The organism is Moraxella catarrhalis, from assembly GCF_001632285.1.
GTDB classification, from domain to species: domain Bacteria; phylum Pseudomonadota; class Gammaproteobacteria; order Pseudomonadales; family Moraxellaceae; genus Moraxella; species Moraxella catarrhalis.
Window position 1 is genome coordinate 113,833 of record NZ_LWAH01000014.1, and the last position, 18,221, is coordinate 132,053.

The window sequence follows — 18,221 nt, forward strand, 5'->3', positions numbered from 1 at the left end:
AACAAACTTTTAAATCTGAGCGGTTTTTACTTATAAATATTTATCAGTGAGCCATTTGACCAAGCTGGTCAAAAAGCGGATAATGCGTTTGTTGTCTACTATCTTAAACCGATTATGAATGATATAAAAACTTTGCCGATTGTGTTGGCATCCACATCACCAAGACGCCAAGAGCTGCTTTTGGCTGCAGGCGTGAAATTTGTTGTAAACGCAGTTGAGATTGATGAGTCTTGGCAAGCCAAAGAGGCACCAACAGACTATATTAATCGCATGGTGCTGACCAAGGCACAGCAAGCAGCCCTGAACAGCCATTTGCCAGATAAGTGCCTTTTGATCACCGCAGACACCATTGGCGTGATTGATGATTTGGTACTGACCAAGCCCAAAGATCAGGCGGATGCATATCGTATGTGGCAGATGCTTTCAGATACATCACATGAGATTTGGACGGCAGTGTGTATTAGCGTGATTGATGCAAGTCAAATTGTTGACCAAGCAGTCATTTGTGAGTGTACCAAAGTAACTTTTGTTAAAATCACCCAAGCGATGATGGCAACTTATTGGGCAAGCGGCGAACCACAGGATAAGGCAGTTGCTTACGCCATTCAGGGCGGTGCGATGGCTTGGGTGCTATCGATTGATGGCAGTTATACCAATGTTGTTGGATTGCCATTAGCACAGACATTGGCTTTGATTGATAAAATGGCTTTACAAACAGTCAATTAGCCCCATTTTGTTCATTGATTGTATTGACCAATGCATTTATATATGACGATGTTTAAATTGCATAGACTGATATCAGATTTATGAAATCAATAAACTCATCTAAGGGGCATTAAACTTGCACATTAAGAAAATATCACTTACCATAAGTATCAGATAAAGATTACCAAGTTATAAATAAAGAGTAAATAATGTCAGAAGAATTATTAATTAATTATACACCCATGGAGTCACGCATGGCGGTGCTGACCGATGGCGTTACCAGTGAAATTTTGATTGAACGCCACCAAAAATTGGGTTTGGTTGGCAATATTTATTTGGGTACTGTGGCGCGAGTTTTGCCGGGTATGCAGGCAGCGTTTGTGGATATTGGACAAGCCAGAACTGCATTTTTACATGCCAATGATATGCAAAAACCCAAGCGTAGTAGCGACAGCTTAGACGAAGCACCACCAGCACCGATTACACAGCTTCGCATCGCACATCAAAGTAACGCTTCTCAAGATGAGCGTGCTGAGCAAAATGGGTATAGCTCAGCCATCGATATCCAAAGACCTGCTTTACCCAAAAAACCTGAGTCACCAAACGCTGAATTAATTCAATATCGCCTAAGAGAAGGCGATAAAATTTTGGTGCAAGTCGTCAAAGATGAACTTGGTACAAAAGGTGCTCGCCTGACGACGAACATCTCTTTACCATCTCGTTATTTGGTGTATTTACCTACAAATGATGAGTATGTTGGGGTATCGATACGCATCGAAGAAACTGAAGAGCGGACACGATTAAAAGACATTCTGACGCAACTTATGCAAAACGCCAACTTAAAAGGCGGACTGATTGCACGCACTGCCGCTGAGGAGATGAGTGAGTCTAAGCTTAAAGAGGACATTTATTATTTATTACAACTTTGGCAAACCATCATCGCACGCCAAGCAGCGACACGGTTACATTCCAATAAACGCAGTGAGTTGATTTACCAAGAGCTATCATTGCCGCTTCGGTGTATCCGTGATTTGGTTAATGAAAAAACAACCAAAGTGCTGATTGATAATGAGATGATGTATCATGAGGTAGCACATTTTGCCCAAGAGTTTGTACCTTTCATTGCACCGATGGTGACGCATTATGCAGGCGAGACTCCTTTATTTGATTTATATCGTGTCGAAGAAGATCTGCAAAATGCCCTAAAACGCCGTGTTGAGCTTAAATCAGGTGGCTATTTAATCATTGACCAAACCGAAGCGATGACAACTATTGATGTCAATACAGGTTCTTATGTTGGCGCACGCTGTTTGGAGGATACGGTTTATAAAACCAACCTAGAGGCAACACATGCCATCGCTCGCCAAATTCGTCTGCGAAACCTTGGTGGTATCATTATTCTTGACTTTATCGATATGTCCGAAGAGGTGCACAGAGCCGATGTACTAGCAAGCTTACAAGAGCAGCTCACCCATGACTATGCCAAAACGAATATCACTCAAGTCAGCGAGCTTGGTTTGGTAGAGATGACACGCAAGCGTACCAAAGAATCACTGCCACAACAGCTGTGTGAGCCTTGTCCTGTCTGTGATGGCAAAGGCTATATTAAGACTGCAGAAACGGTATGCTTTGAGATATTTCGTGAAATCATGCGCTATGGACGCACCTTTAATAAGCCTAAACAATTTACCGTCATCGCTCATTCAAGCGTGATTGATATGATGCTATCTAGCGAAGCTGGTACAGTGGCAGACTTAGAATATTTGATTGGCAAACCCATTTGTTTTGAGATTGAAAACTTTTTCACGCCCGAGCAGTACAACATTGCACTTGATTAACATTCACTGTTGATTTTCTTGATGAATTTTTGGTTATTGAAGACCAATTTATCAGTCAAATTTAAGAAAAATTAGCAAAAAGTCTCATATATACCTTGCATTGATAAATTTTTCGTGTATAATAGACAAATCATTTGAACTGTGTTGCACTTTTTGCAAAGAATGTGAAAAGTTTACTTCAACAATGAACCTTGTTCAACTCAAAGGAAGTACTAAGCAACGCCACAGCCAAAGCATCGTTTTTGGCACTATTGAACAAACACCCCTGCTACCTTGCTTTTGACATACGGTTGGCAGGGATAAGATTATTTTGCTTTTTATAATTCGAAAGTAAATTTTAACGGTTTAACTTTCATTCATTGATGAAAGTTTAAAAGCACTTAATTAGGAGCTTGTTGGCATGGCTAACCAGAGAATCCGTATCCGACTAAAATCGTTCGACCATCGTCTGATTGACCAGTCGGCACAAGAGATTGTCGATACTGCAAAGCGTACAGGTGCACAAGTTTGCGGTCCTGTACCGTTGCCGACTCGTATTGAGCGGTTCAACGTATTGACATCACCACACGTCAACAAAGACGCTCGTGACCAGTACGAAATTCGCACCCATAAGCGTATGATTGACATCGTGCAACCAACAGATAAGACTGTTGATGCATTGATGAAGCTGGATCTAGCAGCTGGTGTTGATGTTCAGATCGCTTTGGGCTAATGAACATAAGTCTGGTTTGAACTATTAAACTATTAATATAAAGAGGTCTAAAATGGCGATTGGTTTAGTCGGTAAAAAATGCGGCATGACCCGAGTCTTCACTGAAGCAGGCGTTTCTATTCCTGTCACAGTGGTTGAGGTTGATGCCAACCGCATCTCGCAAATCAAAACAGTAGACACCGATGGCTATAACGCAATCCAAATCACCACAGGTGAGCGTCGTGACAGCCGTGTGACTGCTGCTCAAAAAGGACACTTCGCAAAAGCTGGCGTTGCTGCTGGTCGTGGTGTTTGGGAATTCCGTGCAGAAGAAAGCGATTTAGAAGGTCGTGAAATCGGCGGTAATATCCTAGCTGATATCTTTGAAGTTGGTCAGTTGGTCGATGTGACTGGTCAAAGCAAGGGTAAAGGTTTCCAAGGTGGTGTGAAGCGTCATAACTTCCGCACTCAAGATGCAACCCACGGTAACTCTGTTTCTCACCGTGTTTTGGGTTCTACAGGTCAAAACCAAACCCCAGGTCGTGTATTTAAAGGCAAAAAAATGCCAGGTCAAATGGGTAATAAACGAGTTACTGTTCAAGGCTTGGAAATCGTTTCTGTTGACGCCGAAAAAGGTGTACTGGTCATCAAAGGTGCTGTTCCAGGTGCTAATGGTGGCGATGTTATCGTACGCCCATCAGTCAAAGCCTAGTAAAGGGGATTAACGTGAATTTAAAAACTGTTACAGGTGCAGCGGTTGAACTATCAGAGATCACTTTTGGTCGTGAGTTTAACGAAGCCTTGGTACACCAAGTCGTAACTGCTTACCTAGCTGGTGCTCGTCAAGGTACTCGTGCTCAAAAAACTCGTGGTGAAGTTTCTGGTGGTGGTAAAAAACCATGGCGTCAAAAAGGTACTGGTCGTGCTCGTGCAGGCTCTATCCGTAGCCCTATTTGGGTTGGTGGTGGTCGTGCATTTGCTGCCAAACCACAAGATTGGTCTCAAAAAGTAAACCGCAAAATGTATCGTGGTGCAATGCAGTGCATTTTGGCGGAATTGGTTCGTCAAGAGCGTTTGGTTTTGGTTGATGACATCGCTGTATCAGCACCAAAAACCAAAGAGCTTATCGCTAAGCTGGCTGAACTGAATGCCCCACGCGCATTGATCGTAACTCATGAAGTTGACGAAAACTTGTACTTGGCTGCACGCAATATCCCATATGTGAATGTATTGGGTACTCGTGAAGTTGATCCAGTAAGCTTGGTTTCTTTTGACAAAGTGATTATGACTGTTGAAGCAGCCAAACAATTTGAGGAGACACTTGCATGAGCAACGCAAGACTATATCAGGTACTAAAAGCACCTGTATTTTCAGAAAAATCTCAGCGTCTGGGCGACACTCTTGGTGTGCAAGTTTTCAAAGTTGATAGCACTGCAACCAAGCGCGAAATCAAACAAGCTGTTGAGCTGATGTTTGAAGGTGTTGAAGTTGTCAAAGTAAACACACTTAATACCAAAGGCAAAACCAAGCGTTTTGGCCGTGTTGTTGGTAAGCGTTCTGACGTGAAAAAAGCGTATGTAACCTTAAAAGCTGGTTCAGACGTACAAATCGGTGCTGGTGAAGAAGCCACTGGCGAAACAGCGACTAACGAATAAGGAATAAAAAATGCCTATCGTAAAAGCAAAACCAACCTCACCAGGTCGCCGCTTTGTTGAAAAAGTTGTGCATCCACACCTTTATAAAGGTCGTCCTTATGCACCACTTGTTGAATCAAAAGCTAAAACTGGTGGCCGTAACAATAATGGCCGTATCACCACCCGCCATATCGGTGGTGGTCATAAGCAGCATTATCGCTTAATTGATTTTAAACGCAATAAAGATGGTATTCCAGCTGTTGTTGAGCGTATTGAATATGATCCTAACCGTACAGCACATATTGCTCTTTTGAAGTATGCAGATGGTGAGCGTCGTTACATTATTGCACCTAAGAAATTAAGTGTTGGCGATCAGGTTCAATCTGGAGAAGGTTCTCCTATCCGTCCAGGCAACTGCTTACCATTGAAAAATATCCCTGTCGGTACAGTAATTCATAATATTGAACTTAAAATTGGCAAAGGCGCTCAAATTGCTCGCTCTGCTGGTGCAGCGGTTCAGTTATTGGGTCGTGATGGTGCTTATGTCATCGTGCGTTTGCGTTCAGGTGAGACTCGCCGTATTCATGCTAATTGCCGTGCGGTTATTGGTGAAGTATCTAACACTGAAAATAACCTAAAATCACTAGGTAAAGCAGGTGCAGCACGCTGGCGTGGTGTTCGTCCTACCGTTCGTGGTACAGCAATGAACCCAATTGACCACCCACACGGTGGTGGTGAGGGTCGCAACTTCGGTAAACACCCAACCAGCCCATGGGGTCAGAAAGCTAAGGGTCTTAAGACTCGTTCTAACAAGCGTACTGACAGTATGATTATCCGTCGCCGTCGTGCCAAGAAATAAAGGAAAAGTTTCATGCCTCGTTCATTGAAAAAAGGTCCATTTATCGATGCGCATTTGTTTGCTAAGGTTGAAAATGCTCTAGAAAGCAACAGCCGCAAACCGATCAAAACTTGGTCACGTCGCTCGATGATTCTACCTCAAATGGTAGGTCTAACCATCTCAGTTCATAATGGTCGCACTCATGTGCCAGTTATTGTAAGTGAACAGATGGTTGGTCATAAACTCGGTGAATTCGCCCCGACCCGTTCTTATCGTGGTCATGGCGTTGATAAGAAATCTAAAAGATAAGGTGCTACCATGGAAGTAACTGCAAAATTACGTGGTGCCGCCATTTCGGCACAGAAAGTAAGATTGGTTGCGGACGAAGTTCGTGGTAAGCCAATTGAGCGCGCTTTGGACATTCTAACATTTAGCAACAAAAAAGGTGCTAAACTGGTTAAAAAATGCCTAGATTCAGCCATTGCTAATGCTGAACACAATAATGGCTTGGACATTGATAAGTTGCGTGTCACTACCATTTATGTTGATGAAGGTATTACCTTAAAGCGTATCATGCCCCGTGCCAAGGGTCGTGCTGATCGTATCAGTAAACGCACTTGTCACATCACTGTTAAAGTAGGGGAATAATCATGGGTCAAAAAGTACATCCAATTGGTATTCGTTTGGGCGTTATCAAAAAGCACAACGCTAACTGGTATGCCAATCCTAAGCAATATTCAGAGTATTTGCTGAATGACTTCCAAGTTCGTAATTTTTTGCGTAAAAAATTGGAAGGTGCAATGGTTAGCCATATTTACATTGAGCGTCCAACTGGTGCTGCAAAAATCACGATTCATAGTGCACGCCCTGGTATTATCATTGGTAAAAAAGGTGAAGATATCGAAAGCCTACAAAAAGAGCTAACCAAACTGATGGGTGTTCCAGCTCAGGTTAATATCCAAGAAATTTCTCAACCTGATTTGGATGCTCGTTTGGTTGCCGAAGGTATTGCCAGCCAGCTTGAACGCCGTGTTATGTTTCGCCGTGCGATGAAGCGTGCTGTTCAAAATAGTATGCGTTCAGGTGCTCAAGGTATTAAAGTTGAGCTTTCTGGTCGTTTAGGTGGCGCTGAGATTGCTCGTACCGAATGGTATCGTGAAGGTCGTGTGCCGCTACACACATTGCGTGCTGATATTGATTATGCATCAGTGCGTGCAGAAACTACTTACGGTACTATCGGTGTTAAAGTTTGGATTTTCCGTAGTGAAGTTTTAGACGGTATGAATAGTGCCTACAACCCAGTTGTTGAAGATAAAACACGCGCACCAAAACGCCGTGGTCGTTCTAATCGCCGCAACACAGACAGAGGTTAAGCTATGTTACAACCAAAACGTACCAAGTTTCGCAAAATGCACAAAGGGCGTAACACAGGTCTTGCCCAGCGTGGTAATACAGTTGCTTTTGGTGAAATTGGTCTAAAATCTATCGGTCGTGGTCGTATGACTGCGCGTCAAATTGAGGCTGCGCGTCGTACAATCACTCGTCGCATTAAGCGTGGCGGTAAAATTTGGATTCGTGTATTCCCAGATAAACCAATTACCGAAAAACCATTAGAAGTTCGTATGGGTAAAGGTAAAGGGCCTGTTGAGTATTGGGTAGCGGAAATCAAACCAGGTAAAATGCTTTATGAAATCCAAGGTGTTAGTGAAGACCTTGCTCGTGAAGCACTGACTTTGGCAGCCGCCAAGCTACCATTTAAGACTACCATTGTTAAACGGACGATAATGTAATGAAAACCAACGAATTACGCGAAAAATCAGTAGATGAGTTGGCTCAATTGCTTGATGAAAAGCAACTTGATGCGTTCCGTCTGCGTATGGCTAAGGCCACAGGTCAGCTTGCCAATACTCATGAAATCAAAAACAATCGTCGTACGATTGCTAAGATTTTGACTTTGATTAATGAAAAACAAAGAGGTGAGGCATGAGCGATAACACCCAAACCCAAGAAGTTGGCGTTGTAACTGGTAAAGTTATCAGCAATAAGATGGATAAATCTATCGTTGTGTTGGTCGAACGCCAAATCCGTCACCCAATGTATGGTAAACAAGTTCGTCGTTCTACCAAAATTAAGGCACATGATGAAAATAATATTTGCCAAGAAGGTGATATCGTACGCATCAAAGAAACTCGTCCATTCTCCAAGACTAAGACTTGGGCTTTGGTGGATGTAGTTGAAACTGCTGTAAAAATTTAAGACATTTGCATTAAAAGTCATTTGAGAGTATAATATATATCTTTTAGATATGTATCCACTTTTAGTGGCAAATGACTTTTATTGCTTTATTATTATTGGAGTAATGCGATGATTCAGACTGAAACAATGCTGGAAGTTGCAGATAACAGTGGTGCAAGACGCGTTCAGTGCATTAAAGTACTGGGTGGCTCACATCGTCGTTATGCATCTGTTGGCGACATCATCAAAGTAACAGTGAAAGAAGCAATTCCGCGTGGCCGTGTTAAAAAAGGCGATGTGATGAATGCAGTGGTTGTGCGTACCAAAAAAGGCGTTCGCCGCCCAGACGGTTCAGTGCTTCGTTTTGACGACAATGCAGCAGTATTGTTGAATAATAACAAAGCACCGATTGCAACGCGTATTTTTGGACCTGTTACTCGTGAACTGCGCAGTGAACAATTCATGAAAATTGTTTCATTGGCACCAGAAGTACTGTAATTGTTTAGAGGCTTATTATGGCAAAGTTACGTAAAGGCGACACCGTGGTTGTGATTGCTGGCAAAGATAAAGGCAAGCAAGGCACAATTTTGGCGGTGAAAGCAGACCGTGTAAAAGTTGAAGGCATTAACATTGTAACCAAACACCAAAAACCTAACCAAATGCTAGGCAAGGAAGGTGGTATCGTTAAGCAAGAAGCTTTTTTACATATTTCAAATGTTGCGATTTATAACGCAAACACCCAAAAAGCAGATCGTATTGCTTATCAAGTGAATGAAGATGGCAAAAAAGAGCGTATCTATCGTTCAACTGGTGAAGTAGTGGCGACTGCATAAAAAACTAAGGGTATATAGTAATGGCAAGATTAAAATCGTTATATAATGACAAGCTAAAACAGCAAATCAAAGAAGAGCTGGGTTTAGAAAATGTCATGCAAGTACCAAAAATCACCAAAATCACTTTAAATATGGGTGTTGGTGGTGCAGCACAAGATAAAAAATTACTTGAAGGTGCTTTGGCAGATATGACCGCAATCGCTGGTCAAAAACCTGTTGTAACCAAAGCACGCAAATCAGTTGCAGGCTTTAAAATCCGTGAAGAGTGGCCAATCGGCTGTAAAGTCACCTTGCGTGGCGAGCAAATGTATGAATTCTTAGATCGCTTGGTTGCCATCGCAATCCCGCGTATCCGTGACTTCCGTGGTTTTTCTGCCAAAGCATTTGATGGTCGTGGTAACTATTCATTGGGCATCAAAGAGCAGATCGTTTTCCCTGAAGTAGACTTTGATAAAATCGATCGTATCCGTGGATTGGACGTGACCATCACGACAACCGCAGCAAATGATGATCAAGGTCGTGCATTGCTAAAAGCATTTGGCTTCCCATTCAGATAAGGTAAAACGTTATGGCTAAAAAAAGCATGATTAATCGCGAATTAAAACGCGAAAAAACTGTTGCTAAGTATGCTGAAAAGCGTGCTCAGCTAAAAGCTATCATTAGCGATACCAATGCTAGCGAAGAAGAGCGCTTAGATGCAATGTTGGCATTGCAAGCGTTACCACGTAACGCATCTCCGGTGCGTTTGCGTAACCGTTGTGGCGTAACTGGTCGTCCCCATGGTTATTTCCGTAAATTTGGTCTTTCACGCAATATGTTGCGTTTACATGTAATGCAAGGCGATGTGCCTGGCGTTCGTAAAGCTAGCTGGTAATAAGGAGTTACGCTATGAGTATGCAAGATCCAGTTGCCGACATGCTAACTCGCATTCGCAACGCACAAGCAAGAAATAAACCATCTGTACAGATGCCTGCTTCTAAACTACGCAAATCCATTGCTGATTTATTGGTAGCTGAAGGCTATTTGACTTCTGCTGAAGTCAGTGAAGCTGAAAATGGTAAAAAGGTATTAGATATTGAATTAAAATACTACCAAGGCAAAGGCGTTATTGAGCAATTGAAGCGTTATAGTCGCCCAGGTTTACGCCAATATCGTGGTAAAGATGAACTTCCAAGCGTTCAAAAAGGTCTTGGCGTTGCCATTATCTCAACCAGTCGTGGCATTATGAGTGATCGTGCGGCACGCGAAGCTGGTATTGGTGGTGAAATCATCGCATTGGTTGCATAATTAATTACATGTAATTACTGATAAAAATCTAGAATATTTAGTTTACAGCTAAGTATAGATATGTTAAACTAGCAGGCTTTAATGCCTGTTAGTTTTTTATGGCTATCATTTATCTGATGGTAGTTTAGTTTTCATTTAAAGGAAATTCCTATGTCTCGTGTGGCTAAAGCCCCAGTAACGCTACCAGAAGGTACCAACGTTACTTTGAACGATCGGCAGGTTGAAGTCAAAGGTAAGAATGGCACTTTATCTTTGAGCCTGCATGAATTGGTCGAGCTAAAACAAGAAGATGGTATTGTTGTACTATCTCCAGTTGTAGACACTAAAGAAGCGTGGATGCACACTGGTACAGTGCGTGCTCTATTGAACAATATGGTTAAAGGCGTTAGTGAAGGTTTTGAGCGTCGTCTGCAACTGATTGGTGTTGGTTATCGTGCACAAGTTGCAGGTAATAAAGTAAACCTAAGTTTAGGTTTTTCTCATCCGATCGAATACACGCTACCTGAAGGTGTTACGGCTGAAAGCCCAAGCCAAACTGAAATTTTGCTTAAATCAAGCGATAAGCAAAAGCTTGGTCAAGCAGCTGCTAAAATTCGTAGCTTCCGCCCACCAGAGCCTTATAAAGGTAAGGGTGTTCGTTATAGCGATGAAGTTGTTCTTCGTAAAGAAGCTAAGAAAAAATAAGGTGAGCCATAATGTTCGATAAAAAATCAGCTCGTCTTCGTCGAGCGAAAAAAACTCGTGCACATATCCGTCATTTGGGTGTTGACCGTTTGACAGTAACCCGCACGCCTCGTCATATTTACGCACAAATCATCTCACCAACGGGTGGTGTGGTTGTTGCTCAAGCATCTACTTTAGATGCAACTTTGCGTTCAGGTGCAACAGGTAATGTGGAAGCAGCTAAAGCTGTTGGTGCTCTTATTGCAGAGCGTGCAAAAGCTGCTGGTATCACTAAAGTTGCATTTGATCGTAGTGGTTTTAAATATCATGGCCGTGTTAAAGCACTAGCTGACGCTGCTCGTGAAAACGGATTGGAGTTCTAATCATGGCAAAAGTTGAACAAACTGACGGTTTGGTAGAAAAATTAGTTGCCGTTGACCGTGTAGCAAAAGTTGTAAAAGGTGGTCGAATTTTTTCTTTCACCGCATTAACTGTTGTTGGTGATGGTAACGGTCGTGTTGGTTTTGGTCGTGGTAAGGCTCGTGAAGTGCCTGCAGCCATCCAAAAAGCCCTAGAAGCTGCTAAGCGTAATATGATTACGGTGGATTTAGCTGGTCATACACTACAGCACCCAATCAATGCTCGTCACGGTGCATCAAAAGTTTATATGCAACCAGCCTCTGAAGGTACTGGTGTTATTGCTGGTGGTGCAATGCGTGCTGTACTCGAAGTTGCAGGTGTACAGAATGTATTGGCAAAATGCTATGGTTCTACCAATGCAGCCAATGTTGTACAAGCAACTTTCAAAGGTTTGCGTGACATGACATCGCCAGAGCAAGTTGCCGCAAAGCGTGGCAAATCTGTCGAAGAAATTTTGGGCTAAGAAATAGGTGAGTTACGATGAAAAAAATGAAAGTTACTCAAGTAAAGTCGAGTGCCCATCGTTTGGCAAGTCATAAAGCTTGTTTGAAAGGTTTGGGACTACGTCGCATTGGTCATACTGTTGAAGTTGAGGATACTCCATCAACTCGTGGTATGGTAAATCGTGTACATTACATGGTTAAAGTGGAGGAAGCGTAATGGGTCTTAAACTGAATGAACTATCACCAGCATTGGGTGCTAAGAAAAAAGCATTCCGTCGTGGTCGTGGTATTGGCTCAGGCTTAGGTAAAACTGGTGGTCGTGGTGTTAAGGGTCAAACTTCGCGTTCTGGCTCAAGCATTCCTGCGGGTTTTGAAGGCGGTCAAATGCCTATCTATCGTCGTTTACCAAAATTTGGTTTTACTTCGAAGATGGCTATGACAACTGCTGAAGTTCGTCTATCTGAGCTTAATAAGATTGATGGCGATACTGTGAGCTTAGATACCCTTAAAGCTGCGAATATTATTCGTGGTGATATGAAGCGTGCACGCATTATTTTATCTGGTGAGGTGGGCCGTGCATTGACTTTTAAAGGTGTAAAAGTTACAAAAGGTGCAAAACAAGCAATCGAAGCTGCCGGTGGTAGTGTCGAGGAGTAATCTATGTCAAGGCAGTCAGTATCTCGTTCTAGCATTCCCTTAAATCCTTTTACTTTCGTAAGAAAGTATGATGAATTATGGACGCGTATGCTTTTTTTATTTGGGGCGCTGATTGTTTATCGACTTGGTTCTCATATTCCAGTTCCAGGCATGAACCCTGTTAGCTTAGCTAATTTTTTCCAGAGTAATAGCAATACCTTTTTGGGTATGTTTAATGTGTTTTCTGGAGGGTCATTAGAGCGTATGTCTATTATGGCACTAGGCATTATGCCTTATATTTCTGCTTCGATTGTTGTGCAGATGATGTCTGCCATCATACCTTCTCTTGAAGCGTTAAAAAAAGAAGGTGAATCTGGACGCAGAACGCTGAATAAATATACGCGCCAAGGAACTTTAGCACTTGCATTTGTTCAGGCAGTTGGTATGTCTACTGGTTTGATTGCTGGTGGCTTGACATTGACAACTGGTTTGAGTTTTTATATTCCGGCAGTGACTTCTTTAGTCGCAGGATCGATGTTTTTAATGTGGCTTGGTGAGCAAATTACTGAGCGAGGTGTGGGCAATGGTATTTCTATGCTTATTTTAGCGAGTATCATAGCCAGTGCGCCAGGCATGATTTCACAGGCTTTCAGTCAAAATTTAAATTTGATTGTTATGCTTTTATTTGTCGTATTGGGTATTACAGTGATAGCGGCCATTGTTTTTATTGAGCGTGCACAGCGCCGTGTACCTGTGAACTATGCTCAAAAACAGCAATTAGGTCGTAAAATTTATGCACAGCAGCAGTCACATTTACCCTTAAAAATCAATATGGCTGGTGTAATTCCAGCAATTTTTGCAAGCTCGCTATTGCTACTTCCAGCCAGCTTAGGTCAATGGACTACAGTTAGTGAAAATCCAACGCTGACCCAAGAGATTATTCAAAATATCACTTTAGTACTTCAGCCTGGACAACCTTTATACTTATTGTTATTTGGTGTGATGATTATATTTTTCTGTTATTTTTATACGGCATTAATGTTTAATCCTAAAGAGGTTGCAGAAAATTTGAAGCGAAGTGGTGCTTATATTCCAGGAATACGACCAGGTCAGCAAACTAAGCGATATTTAGATTTTGTTTTAAATCGCCTAACTTTTATCGGTGCAATGTATATGACAATCATCTGTTTGATGCCGATGATTATACAGTCTGTATTTAATGTACCAATTCCACTAGGTGGGGCATCTTTATTGATTATGGTTGTTGTTTTGATGGACTTTATCGCTCAATTACAAGCACATTTAATGACACATCAATACCATGATCAGACGATTATTAAATCGTCATAATGATACGCTTCTTTAGAAGCATATTAAAATTAAAAATCTGTGGCAGTTGTGACTTCATGTATCGCAAAGATAAAGTACTTGTTATTTACAATGCAGAGCTATGCCACAAACAATGTCAAGGTTAATTTACAAATTAATACTTGATTTATTATAGCGGATAATGTATTATCCGCTTCTTGCTATGCTATCATTTATGAGATAGCAGTTAAACTTAGCAAATACAACTGTATTTGTGCTAATGGAGAGAAATCAATGGCTCGTATTGCCGGTGTAAATATTCCGGACAACAAACATGCTGTGATTTCGCTAACTTACATTTTTGGTATTGGTCGTACAACTGCTAAGCAAATCCTTGCTGCTGTTGGTATCGAAGAAACCACTAAAATTGGTTCGTTAGATGATTCACAACTGGATGCTGTTCGTGCAGAAGTTGCAAACTACACAGTAGAAGGTGATCTTCGTCGTGAAGTTTCAATGAATATCAAACGTTTGGTCGATCTTGGTTGCTATCGCGGTCTTCGTCATCGTCGTGGTCTACCAGTTAATGGTCAGCGTACTAAAACAAATGCGCGTACCCGTAAAGGTCCACGCAAAGCAATTAAAAAGTAACTAACTTAGGAAGCTAAAAGATGGCAAAAGACACTCGTAGCCGCAAAAAAGTGGCTCGTCGTTCGGTATCTGAAGGTATCGCCCATATTCATGCGTCTTTTAATAACACCATTGTAACGATTACTGATCGTCAAGGTAATGCATTGGCTTGGGCCACTTCTGGTGGACAAGGCTTCCGCGGTTCACGCAAATCTACACCATTTGCAGCTCAGGTTGCAGCTGAGGTTGCTGGTAAAACAGCACAAGAAACCTATGGTGTTAAGAATGTTGATGTCTTGGTAAAAGGTCCAGGACCAGGTCGTGAGTCTGCGGTTCGTGCACTGGGTGCATTGGGTTATAAAATTAATAGCATAAGCGATGTAACACCAATTCCACACAACGGTTGCCGCCCACCCAAGAAGCGCCGCGTTTAAGGAGATAGACTTATGGCTCGTTATATTGGTCCAAAATTAAAATTGTCTCGCCGTGAAGGTACTGACCTGCAATTAAAATCAGGTGTAAAGCCTTACGATGTTAAGACAAAAAAAGCAGGTCGTGTACCTGGTCAGCATGGTAATAGCCAAAATAAAACCTCTGAATACGCATCACAACTTCGTGAAAAACAAAAAGTTAAACGCATGTATGGTGTATTAGAGCGTCAGTTTTCTAACTATTATAAAGAAGCAGCACGTGAGCGTGGTGCAACTGGTGAAAACTTGTTGGTTACCCTTGAACGCCGCCTTGATAATGTTGTTTATCGCATGGGCTTTGGTGCAACGCGTGCAGAAGCGCGTCAATTGGTTAGCCATCGTGCTATCATGCTAAAAAAAGCTGGTCGTGATGAGTTTGTACGCGTTAACATTCCTTCAATTCAAGTTCAAGATGGTGATGTGATCGCAGTGCATGAAAAATCAAAAGAGCAACTTCGTATTAAAAACGCAGTTGAGCTTGCGACACAGCGTGGCATCCCAGCATGGTTAGAAGTTGATCACAGTAAACTACAAGGTACTTTCAAATCTGCGCCAGAGCGTAGTGAATTACCAGCTGAAATCAATGAAAACTTGATTGTTGAGCTATATTCTAAATAATCCGAATTAAATCGAGGTGACACTATGACAAATGCAACTGAGTTTCTAACACCGAGTGCGATTAATGTCGATACGGTCAATGAAACGACTGCAAAGGTCACGCTCGAGCCGTTAGAGCGCGGTTTTGGGCATACGCTAGGTAATGCTCTACGCCGTATTCTACTTTCTTCGTTATCAGGTGCTGCAGTAGTAGAAGCTGAGATTGAAGGTGTTGATCATGAATATTCAACACTAGAAGGGTTGCAAGAAGATGTACTCGATCTTCTTTTAAATCTGAAGTCTTTAGCGATTATTCTGCATGACCAGAATGAAGCATATTTGACTTTGGATAAACAGGGTGCAGGAGTTGTAACTGCTGCTGATCTTGAGCTACCACACAATGTTGAAATCGCCAATCCTGATTTGGTACTTGGTACATTGAGTGAGCGTGGTCATCTGAAGATGCGCCTACATGTAGTGACAGGTCGTGGCTATGAGCCTGCCAATCAGCGTCGTGAAGATGCCAATTCTAAAATTATTGGTCGCCTAAAGCTTGATGCAAGCTTTAGCCCAATTATCAGAGTGGCTTATGATGTTGAAAATGCTCGTGTTGAACAGCGTACCGATCTTGATAAACTGATTATCGAGCTTGAGACCAACGGCACGATTGACCCAGAAGAAGCTATTCGCAAAGCTGCAACGATTCTACAACAGCAAATTGCTATTTTTGTGGATCTTGAAGCTGAAGAAGCGCCTGAGCCTATCAAAGAAAAAGAAGAGATTGATCCTGTGCTGTTACGCCCAGTAGATGATCTTGAGTTAACGGTTCGTTCGGCAAATTGCTTGAAAGCTGAAAATATTTATTACATCGGTGATTTGGTACAGCGTTCAGAAACTGAACTATTGAAGACACCAAATCTTGGTAAGAAATCATTGACTGAGATTAAAGATGTGCTTGCATCTAAAAATCTTGAACTTGGTATGCGTTTAGATAACTGGCCGCCAAGTGATTTGCGTGTCGATGATCGTTTTTCTTATCGTAGCCGCTAATTTAAAGGATACTTGACCATGCGACATCGTAAAAGCGGAGTCAAGCTGGGTCGCACCAGCAGCCATCGTAAGGCTATGTTCCAAAACATGACTAATTCATTGTTTGAGCATGAGCTAATTAAAACCACTTTGCCAAAAGCAAAAGAGCTTCGCCGTGTGGCAGAGCCTTTGATTACTTTGGCAAAAGAAGATAGCGTTGCAAACCGCCGTCTTGCTTTCAGCCGTATGCGTAATAAGGATATGGTTGGTAAATTATTCAGTGAGCTTGGCCCTCGTTACCAAACTCGTCCAGGTGGATATTTGCGTATCATCAAGTGCGGTTTTCGTGATGGCGATAATGCACCAATGGCTTATGTTGAATTGGTAGATCGTCCATAATGGATTTTACTGCTTCATTAAAAACCCTGATTATTTATCAGGGTTTTATTTTTAATGCAATATTGTTCTTAATTTCTATCATAATATCAGCTTGCATCTATTAACGAGACAACTGGTGATGGTTGGTCTTGTAATTCACCTGCGTCCAAAAATCCGTCGACCAAATTTTCCATCATAGCTTCAAGCTCATAGGTGCTATCGTATGTTACTTTTTCTCCATTAAGATAAATTGGCATGCTAATAAATGGTGCATTTAGTGCTTCAATTAAGCTCAGTACGATTGGTGTGTGGGCAAGGCTGGCACAAATATTTTTGTCGCTAGAATTTACAAATTTCTTTGGAGCTGATTTGGTTGGGTTTAATAAAAAATGAGTGTTTTTATTGAGAGTATTTTTTAAATTTCGATGGGCAAAATCGCTGATTTTGGCAAAGGTTGATATTTCACTGATATGGCGACATATTAAACAAAATTTAGGCTCGTATTGACCAAAGCGTAATGCTTGGGCAAGTGATTGTTTGGCATCAAGACTGACGGCTAAGCGATATCCGCTTGGGTCTGGATAAATAATTAATTGGTCATTTTTGAGTAAATTGGCAGCTTGTATTAACACACGCTTTTGGGGATTGTCAGGATGAATATAAAATTTTTGCATTTGTTTACCTCATCTTAATTGTTGTGTAGTAGTTTGAATGGCTGAGTGTTAAGATAACCCATAATAAAAGTTGCGCGTCTGTGGGCAGGGTGCTTGGGTTTGATAGATAAAATTTAGCTTGGTTAAAGACATCTTGGGCAAAGGTGCTGTTTGAGATATCAAAATTTGCATTTAGGTTGTCTTGTGAGACATAAAAATATCGACCGCAAGCTAAAGTTAATAAAGCTTCAATGGCTTGTGGCTTGATTTCAACTTGCTCAAATAACCGCTGAGTTTGTTCATTTCTACCATCGGATTCATACCAGTAACCAAAGTCATTGAGCTTGCGACGAGCTTGTCCTGCGATGCACCAGTGGCTAATTTCATGTAATGCACTTTGAAAAAAACCATGTGCAAATTCAATGCGTGCAGGTGCATTATGCTCACTGGGAAAATATTCAGGTTCGCTTTCACCACGCACCAGCACGGTCGGAATTTGGTCAAAATACATATGATTAAATAGCAAATCAAATAAGTGAATTAACCAGTCAGTCAGTATTTGCTCATCTTGTGCCTCATCTTTTGTATTATTTTGGATGAGCTGCCAGCGATGATAAAAATTTTGCCATGGCGGCGGTGAAATTTTCTCCAAGATGATTTGAAGTTTAGCAATGGGTCTTTGATGAAATTGCTGCCATAGTGTCTGAATGTATTTGGCATGCTGGATGGTGCTTGCCTGTTGGCATTTATTCACATCTGGTGAAAGATGATTGAAGTTTATCATAATTGAAGCTTTTAAAGTAAATTGGCTTTGGCTGATTGATTTTGAGATATTATAATGTATTTTGGCAAATTGCCATACTAAGATGCTGAAATTAAAAATTCCTTTTAACCACGATGAACTTATGCCATAATAATGGGCAAATTGCACAC

The 18,221-nt window shown here is 41.6% G+C and carries 31 protein-coding genes; 29 read left to right on the forward strand and 2 right to left on the reverse strand.

What is annotated here, in order from left to right; translation table 11 throughout:
* The first annotated feature begins 114 nt into the window (after window positions 1-114).
* The 29 genes from A4U55_RS05750 (at window position 115) to rplQ (ending at window position 16,656) form a co-directional block, all read left to right on the forward strand.
* Window positions 115-726: a Maf family protein gene (locus tag A4U55_RS05750; protein WP_003656996.1), complete on the forward strand. Its 612-nt coding sequence runs from the start codon at window positions 115-117 to the stop codon at window positions 724-726.
* Between the two features lie 188 nt (window positions 727-914).
* The gene (locus tag A4U55_RS05755) at window positions 915-2,543 is read left to right on the forward strand and encodes an Rne/Rng family ribonuclease (protein WP_063454117.1); all 1,629 of its coding nucleotides are present in this window, start codon (window positions 915-917) and stop codon (window positions 2,541-2,543) included.
* Window positions 2,544-2,943: 400 nt separating this feature from the next.
* On the forward strand, window positions 2,944-3,255 hold the full coding sequence (gene rpsJ / locus A4U55_RS05760; protein WP_003656991.1) for a 30S ribosomal protein S10: 312 nt from the start codon (window positions 2,944-2,946) through the stop codon (window positions 3,253-3,255).
* 52 nt (window positions 3,256-3,307) lie between these two features.
* A complete protein-coding gene (gene rplC / locus A4U55_RS05765; protein ID WP_003656990.1) occupies window positions 3,308-3,946 on the forward strand; it encodes a 50S ribosomal protein L3 in 639 nt (212 codons plus the stop codon).
* A gap of 14 nt (window positions 3,947-3,960) precedes the next feature.
* A complete protein-coding gene (gene rplD, locus A4U55_RS05770) occupies window positions 3,961-4,563 on the forward strand; it encodes a 50S ribosomal protein L4 (protein ID WP_003656988.1) in 603 nt (200 codons plus the stop codon).
* Entirely contained in the window at window positions 4,560-4,889 is a 330-nt protein-coding gene (rplW, locus tag A4U55_RS05775) for a 50S ribosomal protein L23 (RefSeq protein ID WP_003656987.1), read from the forward strand. The genes rplD and rplW overlap by 4 nt, the downstream gene beginning before the upstream one ends.
* A 10-nt stretch (window positions 4,890-4,899) precedes the next feature.
* On the forward strand, window positions 4,900-5,727 hold the full coding sequence (gene rplB, locus A4U55_RS05780; protein ID WP_003656985.1) for a 50S ribosomal protein L2: 828 nt from the start codon (window positions 4,900-4,902) through the stop codon (window positions 5,725-5,727).
* A gap of 12 nt (window positions 5,728-5,739) precedes the next feature.
* Window positions 5,740-6,015, forward strand: a complete 276-nt coding sequence (gene rpsS, locus A4U55_RS05785; protein ID WP_003656984.1) for a 30S ribosomal protein S19 — start codon at window positions 5,740-5,742, stop codon at window positions 6,013-6,015.
* Between the two features lie 9 nt (window positions 6,016-6,024).
* Window positions 6,025-6,354: a 50S ribosomal protein L22 gene (rplV, locus tag A4U55_RS05790; protein WP_003656983.1), complete on the forward strand. Its 330-nt coding sequence runs from the start codon at window positions 6,025-6,027 to the stop codon at window positions 6,352-6,354.
* A gap of 2 nt (window positions 6,355-6,356) precedes the next feature.
* Window positions 6,357-7,079 carry a 30S ribosomal protein S3 gene (gene rpsC / locus A4U55_RS05795; RefSeq protein WP_003656981.1) on the forward strand — a complete coding sequence of 241 codons (723 nt, stop codon included), beginning with the start codon at window positions 6,357-6,359 and terminating at the stop codon, window positions 7,077-7,079.
* Window positions 7,080-7,082: 3 nt separating this feature from the next.
* Window positions 7,083-7,496: a 50S ribosomal protein L16 gene (gene rplP, locus A4U55_RS05800; RefSeq protein ID WP_003656980.1), complete on the forward strand. Its 414-nt coding sequence runs from the start codon at window positions 7,083-7,085 to the stop codon at window positions 7,494-7,496.
* A complete protein-coding gene (gene rpmC / locus A4U55_RS05805) occupies window positions 7,496-7,693 on the forward strand; it encodes a 50S ribosomal protein L29 (protein WP_003656979.1) in 198 nt (65 codons plus the stop codon). The genes rplP and rpmC overlap by 1 nt, the downstream gene beginning before the upstream one ends.
* Window positions 7,690-7,962 carry a 30S ribosomal protein S17 gene (rpsQ, locus tag A4U55_RS05810; protein WP_003656978.1) on the forward strand — a complete coding sequence of 91 codons (273 nt, stop codon included), beginning with the start codon at window positions 7,690-7,692 and terminating at the stop codon, window positions 7,960-7,962. Before rpmC ends, rpsQ begins: the two co-directional genes overlap by 4 nt.
* 108 nt (window positions 7,963-8,070) lie before the next feature.
* A complete protein-coding gene (gene rplN, locus A4U55_RS05815) occupies window positions 8,071-8,439 on the forward strand; it encodes a 50S ribosomal protein L14 (RefSeq protein ID WP_003656976.1) in 369 nt (122 codons plus the stop codon).
* Between the two features lie 17 nt (window positions 8,440-8,456).
* On the forward strand, window positions 8,457-8,774 hold the full coding sequence (rplX, locus tag A4U55_RS05820; RefSeq protein WP_003658625.1) for a 50S ribosomal protein L24: 318 nt from the start codon (window positions 8,457-8,459) through the stop codon (window positions 8,772-8,774).
* 20 nt (window positions 8,775-8,794) lie between these two features.
* Entirely contained in the window at window positions 8,795-9,331 is a 537-nt protein-coding gene (rplE, locus tag A4U55_RS05825; RefSeq protein ID WP_003656974.1) for a 50S ribosomal protein L5, read from the forward strand.
* Between the two features lie 11 nt (window positions 9,332-9,342).
* On the forward strand, window positions 9,343-9,648 hold the full coding sequence (gene rpsN / locus A4U55_RS05830) for a 30S ribosomal protein S14 (protein WP_003656973.1): 306 nt from the start codon (window positions 9,343-9,345) through the stop codon (window positions 9,646-9,648).
* Between the two features lie 14 nt (window positions 9,649-9,662).
* Window positions 9,663-10,061, forward strand: a complete 399-nt coding sequence (gene rpsH, locus A4U55_RS05835) for a 30S ribosomal protein S8 (protein WP_003656972.1) — start codon at window positions 9,663-9,665, stop codon at window positions 10,059-10,061.
* 150 nt (window positions 10,062-10,211) lie between these two features.
* The gene (gene rplF, locus A4U55_RS05840; RefSeq protein WP_003656971.1) at window positions 10,212-10,745 is read left to right on the forward strand and encodes a 50S ribosomal protein L6; all 534 of its coding nucleotides are present in this window, start codon (window positions 10,212-10,214) and stop codon (window positions 10,743-10,745) included.
* An 11-nt stretch (window positions 10,746-10,756) separates the two neighbouring features.
* Window positions 10,757-11,107: a 50S ribosomal protein L18 gene (gene rplR / locus A4U55_RS05845; RefSeq protein WP_003656970.1), complete on the forward strand. Its 351-nt coding sequence runs from the start codon at window positions 10,757-10,759 to the stop codon at window positions 11,105-11,107.
* A 2-nt stretch (window positions 11,108-11,109) separates the two neighbouring features.
* Complete coding sequence (gene rpsE, locus A4U55_RS05850; RefSeq protein WP_003656969.1) at window positions 11,110-11,607, forward strand: 30S ribosomal protein S5; 498 nt, start codon at window positions 11,110-11,112, stop codon at window positions 11,605-11,607.
* 17 nt (window positions 11,608-11,624) lie between these two features.
* Window positions 11,625-11,804: a 50S ribosomal protein L30 gene (gene rpmD, locus A4U55_RS05855; protein ID WP_003656968.1), complete on the forward strand. Its 180-nt coding sequence runs from the start codon at window positions 11,625-11,627 to the stop codon at window positions 11,802-11,804.
* Complete coding sequence (gene rplO, locus A4U55_RS05860) at window positions 11,804-12,244, forward strand: 50S ribosomal protein L15 (protein ID WP_003658622.1); 441 nt, start codon at window positions 11,804-11,806, stop codon at window positions 12,242-12,244. Before rpmD ends, rplO begins: the two co-directional genes overlap by 1 nt.
* A 3-nt stretch (window positions 12,245-12,247) precedes the next feature.
* Complete coding sequence (gene secY, locus A4U55_RS05865; protein WP_036334861.1) at window positions 12,248-13,573, forward strand: preprotein translocase subunit SecY; 1,326 nt, start codon at window positions 12,248-12,250, stop codon at window positions 13,571-13,573.
* Between the two features lie 252 nt (window positions 13,574-13,825).
* On the forward strand, window positions 13,826-14,182 hold the full coding sequence (gene rpsM / locus A4U55_RS05870) for a 30S ribosomal protein S13 (RefSeq protein WP_003656965.1): 357 nt from the start codon (window positions 13,826-13,828) through the stop codon (window positions 14,180-14,182).
* Between the two features lie 20 nt (window positions 14,183-14,202).
* Window positions 14,203-14,595: a 30S ribosomal protein S11 gene (rpsK, locus tag A4U55_RS05875; RefSeq protein WP_003656963.1), complete on the forward strand. Its 393-nt coding sequence runs from the start codon at window positions 14,203-14,205 to the stop codon at window positions 14,593-14,595.
* A gap of 12 nt (window positions 14,596-14,607) precedes the next feature.
* Window positions 14,608-15,249, forward strand: coding sequence for a 30S ribosomal protein S4 (gene rpsD / locus A4U55_RS05880; RefSeq protein WP_003656961.1), 642 nt, complete (start codon window positions 14,608-14,610; stop codon window positions 15,247-15,249).
* Between the two features lie 24 nt (window positions 15,250-15,273).
* Window positions 15,274-16,278, forward strand: coding sequence for a DNA-directed RNA polymerase subunit alpha (locus A4U55_RS05885; RefSeq protein ID WP_003663169.1), 1,005 nt, complete (start codon window positions 15,274-15,276; stop codon window positions 16,276-16,278).
* Window positions 16,279-16,296: 18 nt separating this feature from the next.
* Window positions 16,297-16,656 carry a 50S ribosomal protein L17 gene (gene rplQ / locus A4U55_RS05890; RefSeq protein ID WP_003658620.1) on the forward strand — a complete coding sequence of 120 codons (360 nt, stop codon included), beginning with the start codon at window positions 16,297-16,299 and terminating at the stop codon, window positions 16,654-16,656.
* 86 nt (window positions 16,657-16,742) lie between these two features.
* Here rplQ and A4U55_RS05895 read toward each other — a convergent pair whose 3' ends face one another.
* Together A4U55_RS05895 and A4U55_RS05900 are read right to left on the reverse strand one after the other, a co-directional pair.
* Entirely contained in the window at window positions 16,743-17,309 is a 567-nt protein-coding gene (locus A4U55_RS05895) for a Sua5/YciO/YrdC/YwlC family protein (RefSeq protein ID WP_003663170.1), read from the reverse strand.
* A gap of 4 nt (window positions 17,310-17,313) precedes the next feature.
* On the reverse strand, window positions 17,314-18,072 hold the full coding sequence (locus A4U55_RS05900) for an elongation factor P hydroxylase (protein WP_003663173.1): 759 nt from the start codon (window positions 18,070-18,072) through the stop codon (window positions 17,314-17,316).
* Window positions 18,073-18,221 lie beyond the last annotated feature (149 nt).

What these genes read in the sequence shown, in the direction of transcription:
- A4U55_RS05750 (WP_003656996.1), top strand. Translation starts at nt 115, where the DNA reads ATGAATGATATAAAAACTTTGCCGATTGTGTTGGCATCCACATCACCA.
- A4U55_RS05755 (WP_063454117.1), top strand. Translation starts at nt 915, where the DNA reads ATGTCAGAAGAATTATTAATTAATTATACACCCATGGAGTCACGCATG.
- rpsJ (WP_003656991.1), top strand. Translation starts at nt 2,944, where the DNA reads ATGGCTAACCAGAGAATCCGTATCCGACTAAAATCGTTCGACCATCGT.
- rplC (WP_003656990.1), top strand. Translation starts at nt 3,308, where the DNA reads ATGGCGATTGGTTTAGTCGGTAAAAAATGCGGCATGACCCGAGTCTTC.
- rplW (WP_003656987.1), top strand. Translation starts at nt 4,560, where the DNA reads ATGAGCAACGCAAGACTATATCAGGTACTAAAAGCACCTGTATTTTCA.
- rplB (WP_003656985.1), top strand. Translation starts at nt 4,900, where the DNA reads ATGCCTATCGTAAAAGCAAAACCAACCTCACCAGGTCGCCGCTTTGTT.
- rpsS (WP_003656984.1), top strand. Translation starts at nt 5,740, where the DNA reads ATGCCTCGTTCATTGAAAAAAGGTCCATTTATCGATGCGCATTTGTTT.
- rplV (WP_003656983.1), top strand. Translation starts at nt 6,025, where the DNA reads ATGGAAGTAACTGCAAAATTACGTGGTGCCGCCATTTCGGCACAGAAA.
- rpsC (WP_003656981.1), top strand. Translation starts at nt 6,357, where the DNA reads ATGGGTCAAAAAGTACATCCAATTGGTATTCGTTTGGGCGTTATCAAA.
- rplP (WP_003656980.1), top strand. Translation starts at nt 7,083, where the DNA reads ATGTTACAACCAAAACGTACCAAGTTTCGCAAAATGCACAAAGGGCGT.
- rpmC (WP_003656979.1), top strand. Translation starts at nt 7,496, where the DNA reads ATGAAAACCAACGAATTACGCGAAAAATCAGTAGATGAGTTGGCTCAA.
- rpsQ (WP_003656978.1), top strand. Translation starts at nt 7,690, where the DNA reads ATGAGCGATAACACCCAAACCCAAGAAGTTGGCGTTGTAACTGGTAAA.
- rplN (WP_003656976.1), top strand. Translation starts at nt 8,071, where the DNA reads ATGATTCAGACTGAAACAATGCTGGAAGTTGCAGATAACAGTGGTGCA.
- rplX (WP_003658625.1), top strand. Translation starts at nt 8,457, where the DNA reads ATGGCAAAGTTACGTAAAGGCGACACCGTGGTTGTGATTGCTGGCAAA.
- rplE (WP_003656974.1), top strand. Translation starts at nt 8,795, where the DNA reads ATGGCAAGATTAAAATCGTTATATAATGACAAGCTAAAACAGCAAATC.
- rpsN (WP_003656973.1), top strand. Translation starts at nt 9,343, where the DNA reads ATGGCTAAAAAAAGCATGATTAATCGCGAATTAAAACGCGAAAAAACT.
- rpsH (WP_003656972.1), top strand. Translation starts at nt 9,663, where the DNA reads ATGAGTATGCAAGATCCAGTTGCCGACATGCTAACTCGCATTCGCAAC.
- rplF (WP_003656971.1), top strand. Translation starts at nt 10,212, where the DNA reads ATGTCTCGTGTGGCTAAAGCCCCAGTAACGCTACCAGAAGGTACCAAC.
- rplR (WP_003656970.1), top strand. Translation starts at nt 10,757, where the DNA reads ATGTTCGATAAAAAATCAGCTCGTCTTCGTCGAGCGAAAAAAACTCGT.
- rpsE (WP_003656969.1), top strand. Translation starts at nt 11,110, where the DNA reads ATGGCAAAAGTTGAACAAACTGACGGTTTGGTAGAAAAATTAGTTGCC.
- rpmD (WP_003656968.1), top strand. Translation starts at nt 11,625, where the DNA reads ATGAAAAAAATGAAAGTTACTCAAGTAAAGTCGAGTGCCCATCGTTTG.
- rplO (WP_003658622.1), top strand. Translation starts at nt 11,804, where the DNA reads ATGGGTCTTAAACTGAATGAACTATCACCAGCATTGGGTGCTAAGAAA.
- secY (WP_036334861.1), top strand. Translation starts at nt 12,248, where the DNA reads ATGTCAAGGCAGTCAGTATCTCGTTCTAGCATTCCCTTAAATCCTTTT.
- rpsM (WP_003656965.1), top strand. Translation starts at nt 13,826, where the DNA reads ATGGCTCGTATTGCCGGTGTAAATATTCCGGACAACAAACATGCTGTG.
- rpsK (WP_003656963.1), top strand. Translation starts at nt 14,203, where the DNA reads ATGGCAAAAGACACTCGTAGCCGCAAAAAAGTGGCTCGTCGTTCGGTA.
- rpsD (WP_003656961.1), top strand. Translation starts at nt 14,608, where the DNA reads ATGGCTCGTTATATTGGTCCAAAATTAAAATTGTCTCGCCGTGAAGGT.
- A4U55_RS05885 (WP_003663169.1), top strand. Translation starts at nt 15,274, where the DNA reads ATGACAAATGCAACTGAGTTTCTAACACCGAGTGCGATTAATGTCGAT.
- rplQ (WP_003658620.1), top strand. Translation starts at nt 16,297, where the DNA reads ATGCGACATCGTAAAAGCGGAGTCAAGCTGGGTCGCACCAGCAGCCAT.
- A4U55_RS05895 (WP_003663170.1), bottom strand. Translation starts at nt 17,309, where the DNA reads ATGCAAAAATTTTATATTCATCCTGACAATCCCCAAAAGCGTGTGTTA.
- A4U55_RS05900 (WP_003663173.1), bottom strand. Translation starts at nt 18,072, where the DNA reads ATGATAAACTTCAATCATCTTTCACCAGATGTGAATAAATGCCAACAG.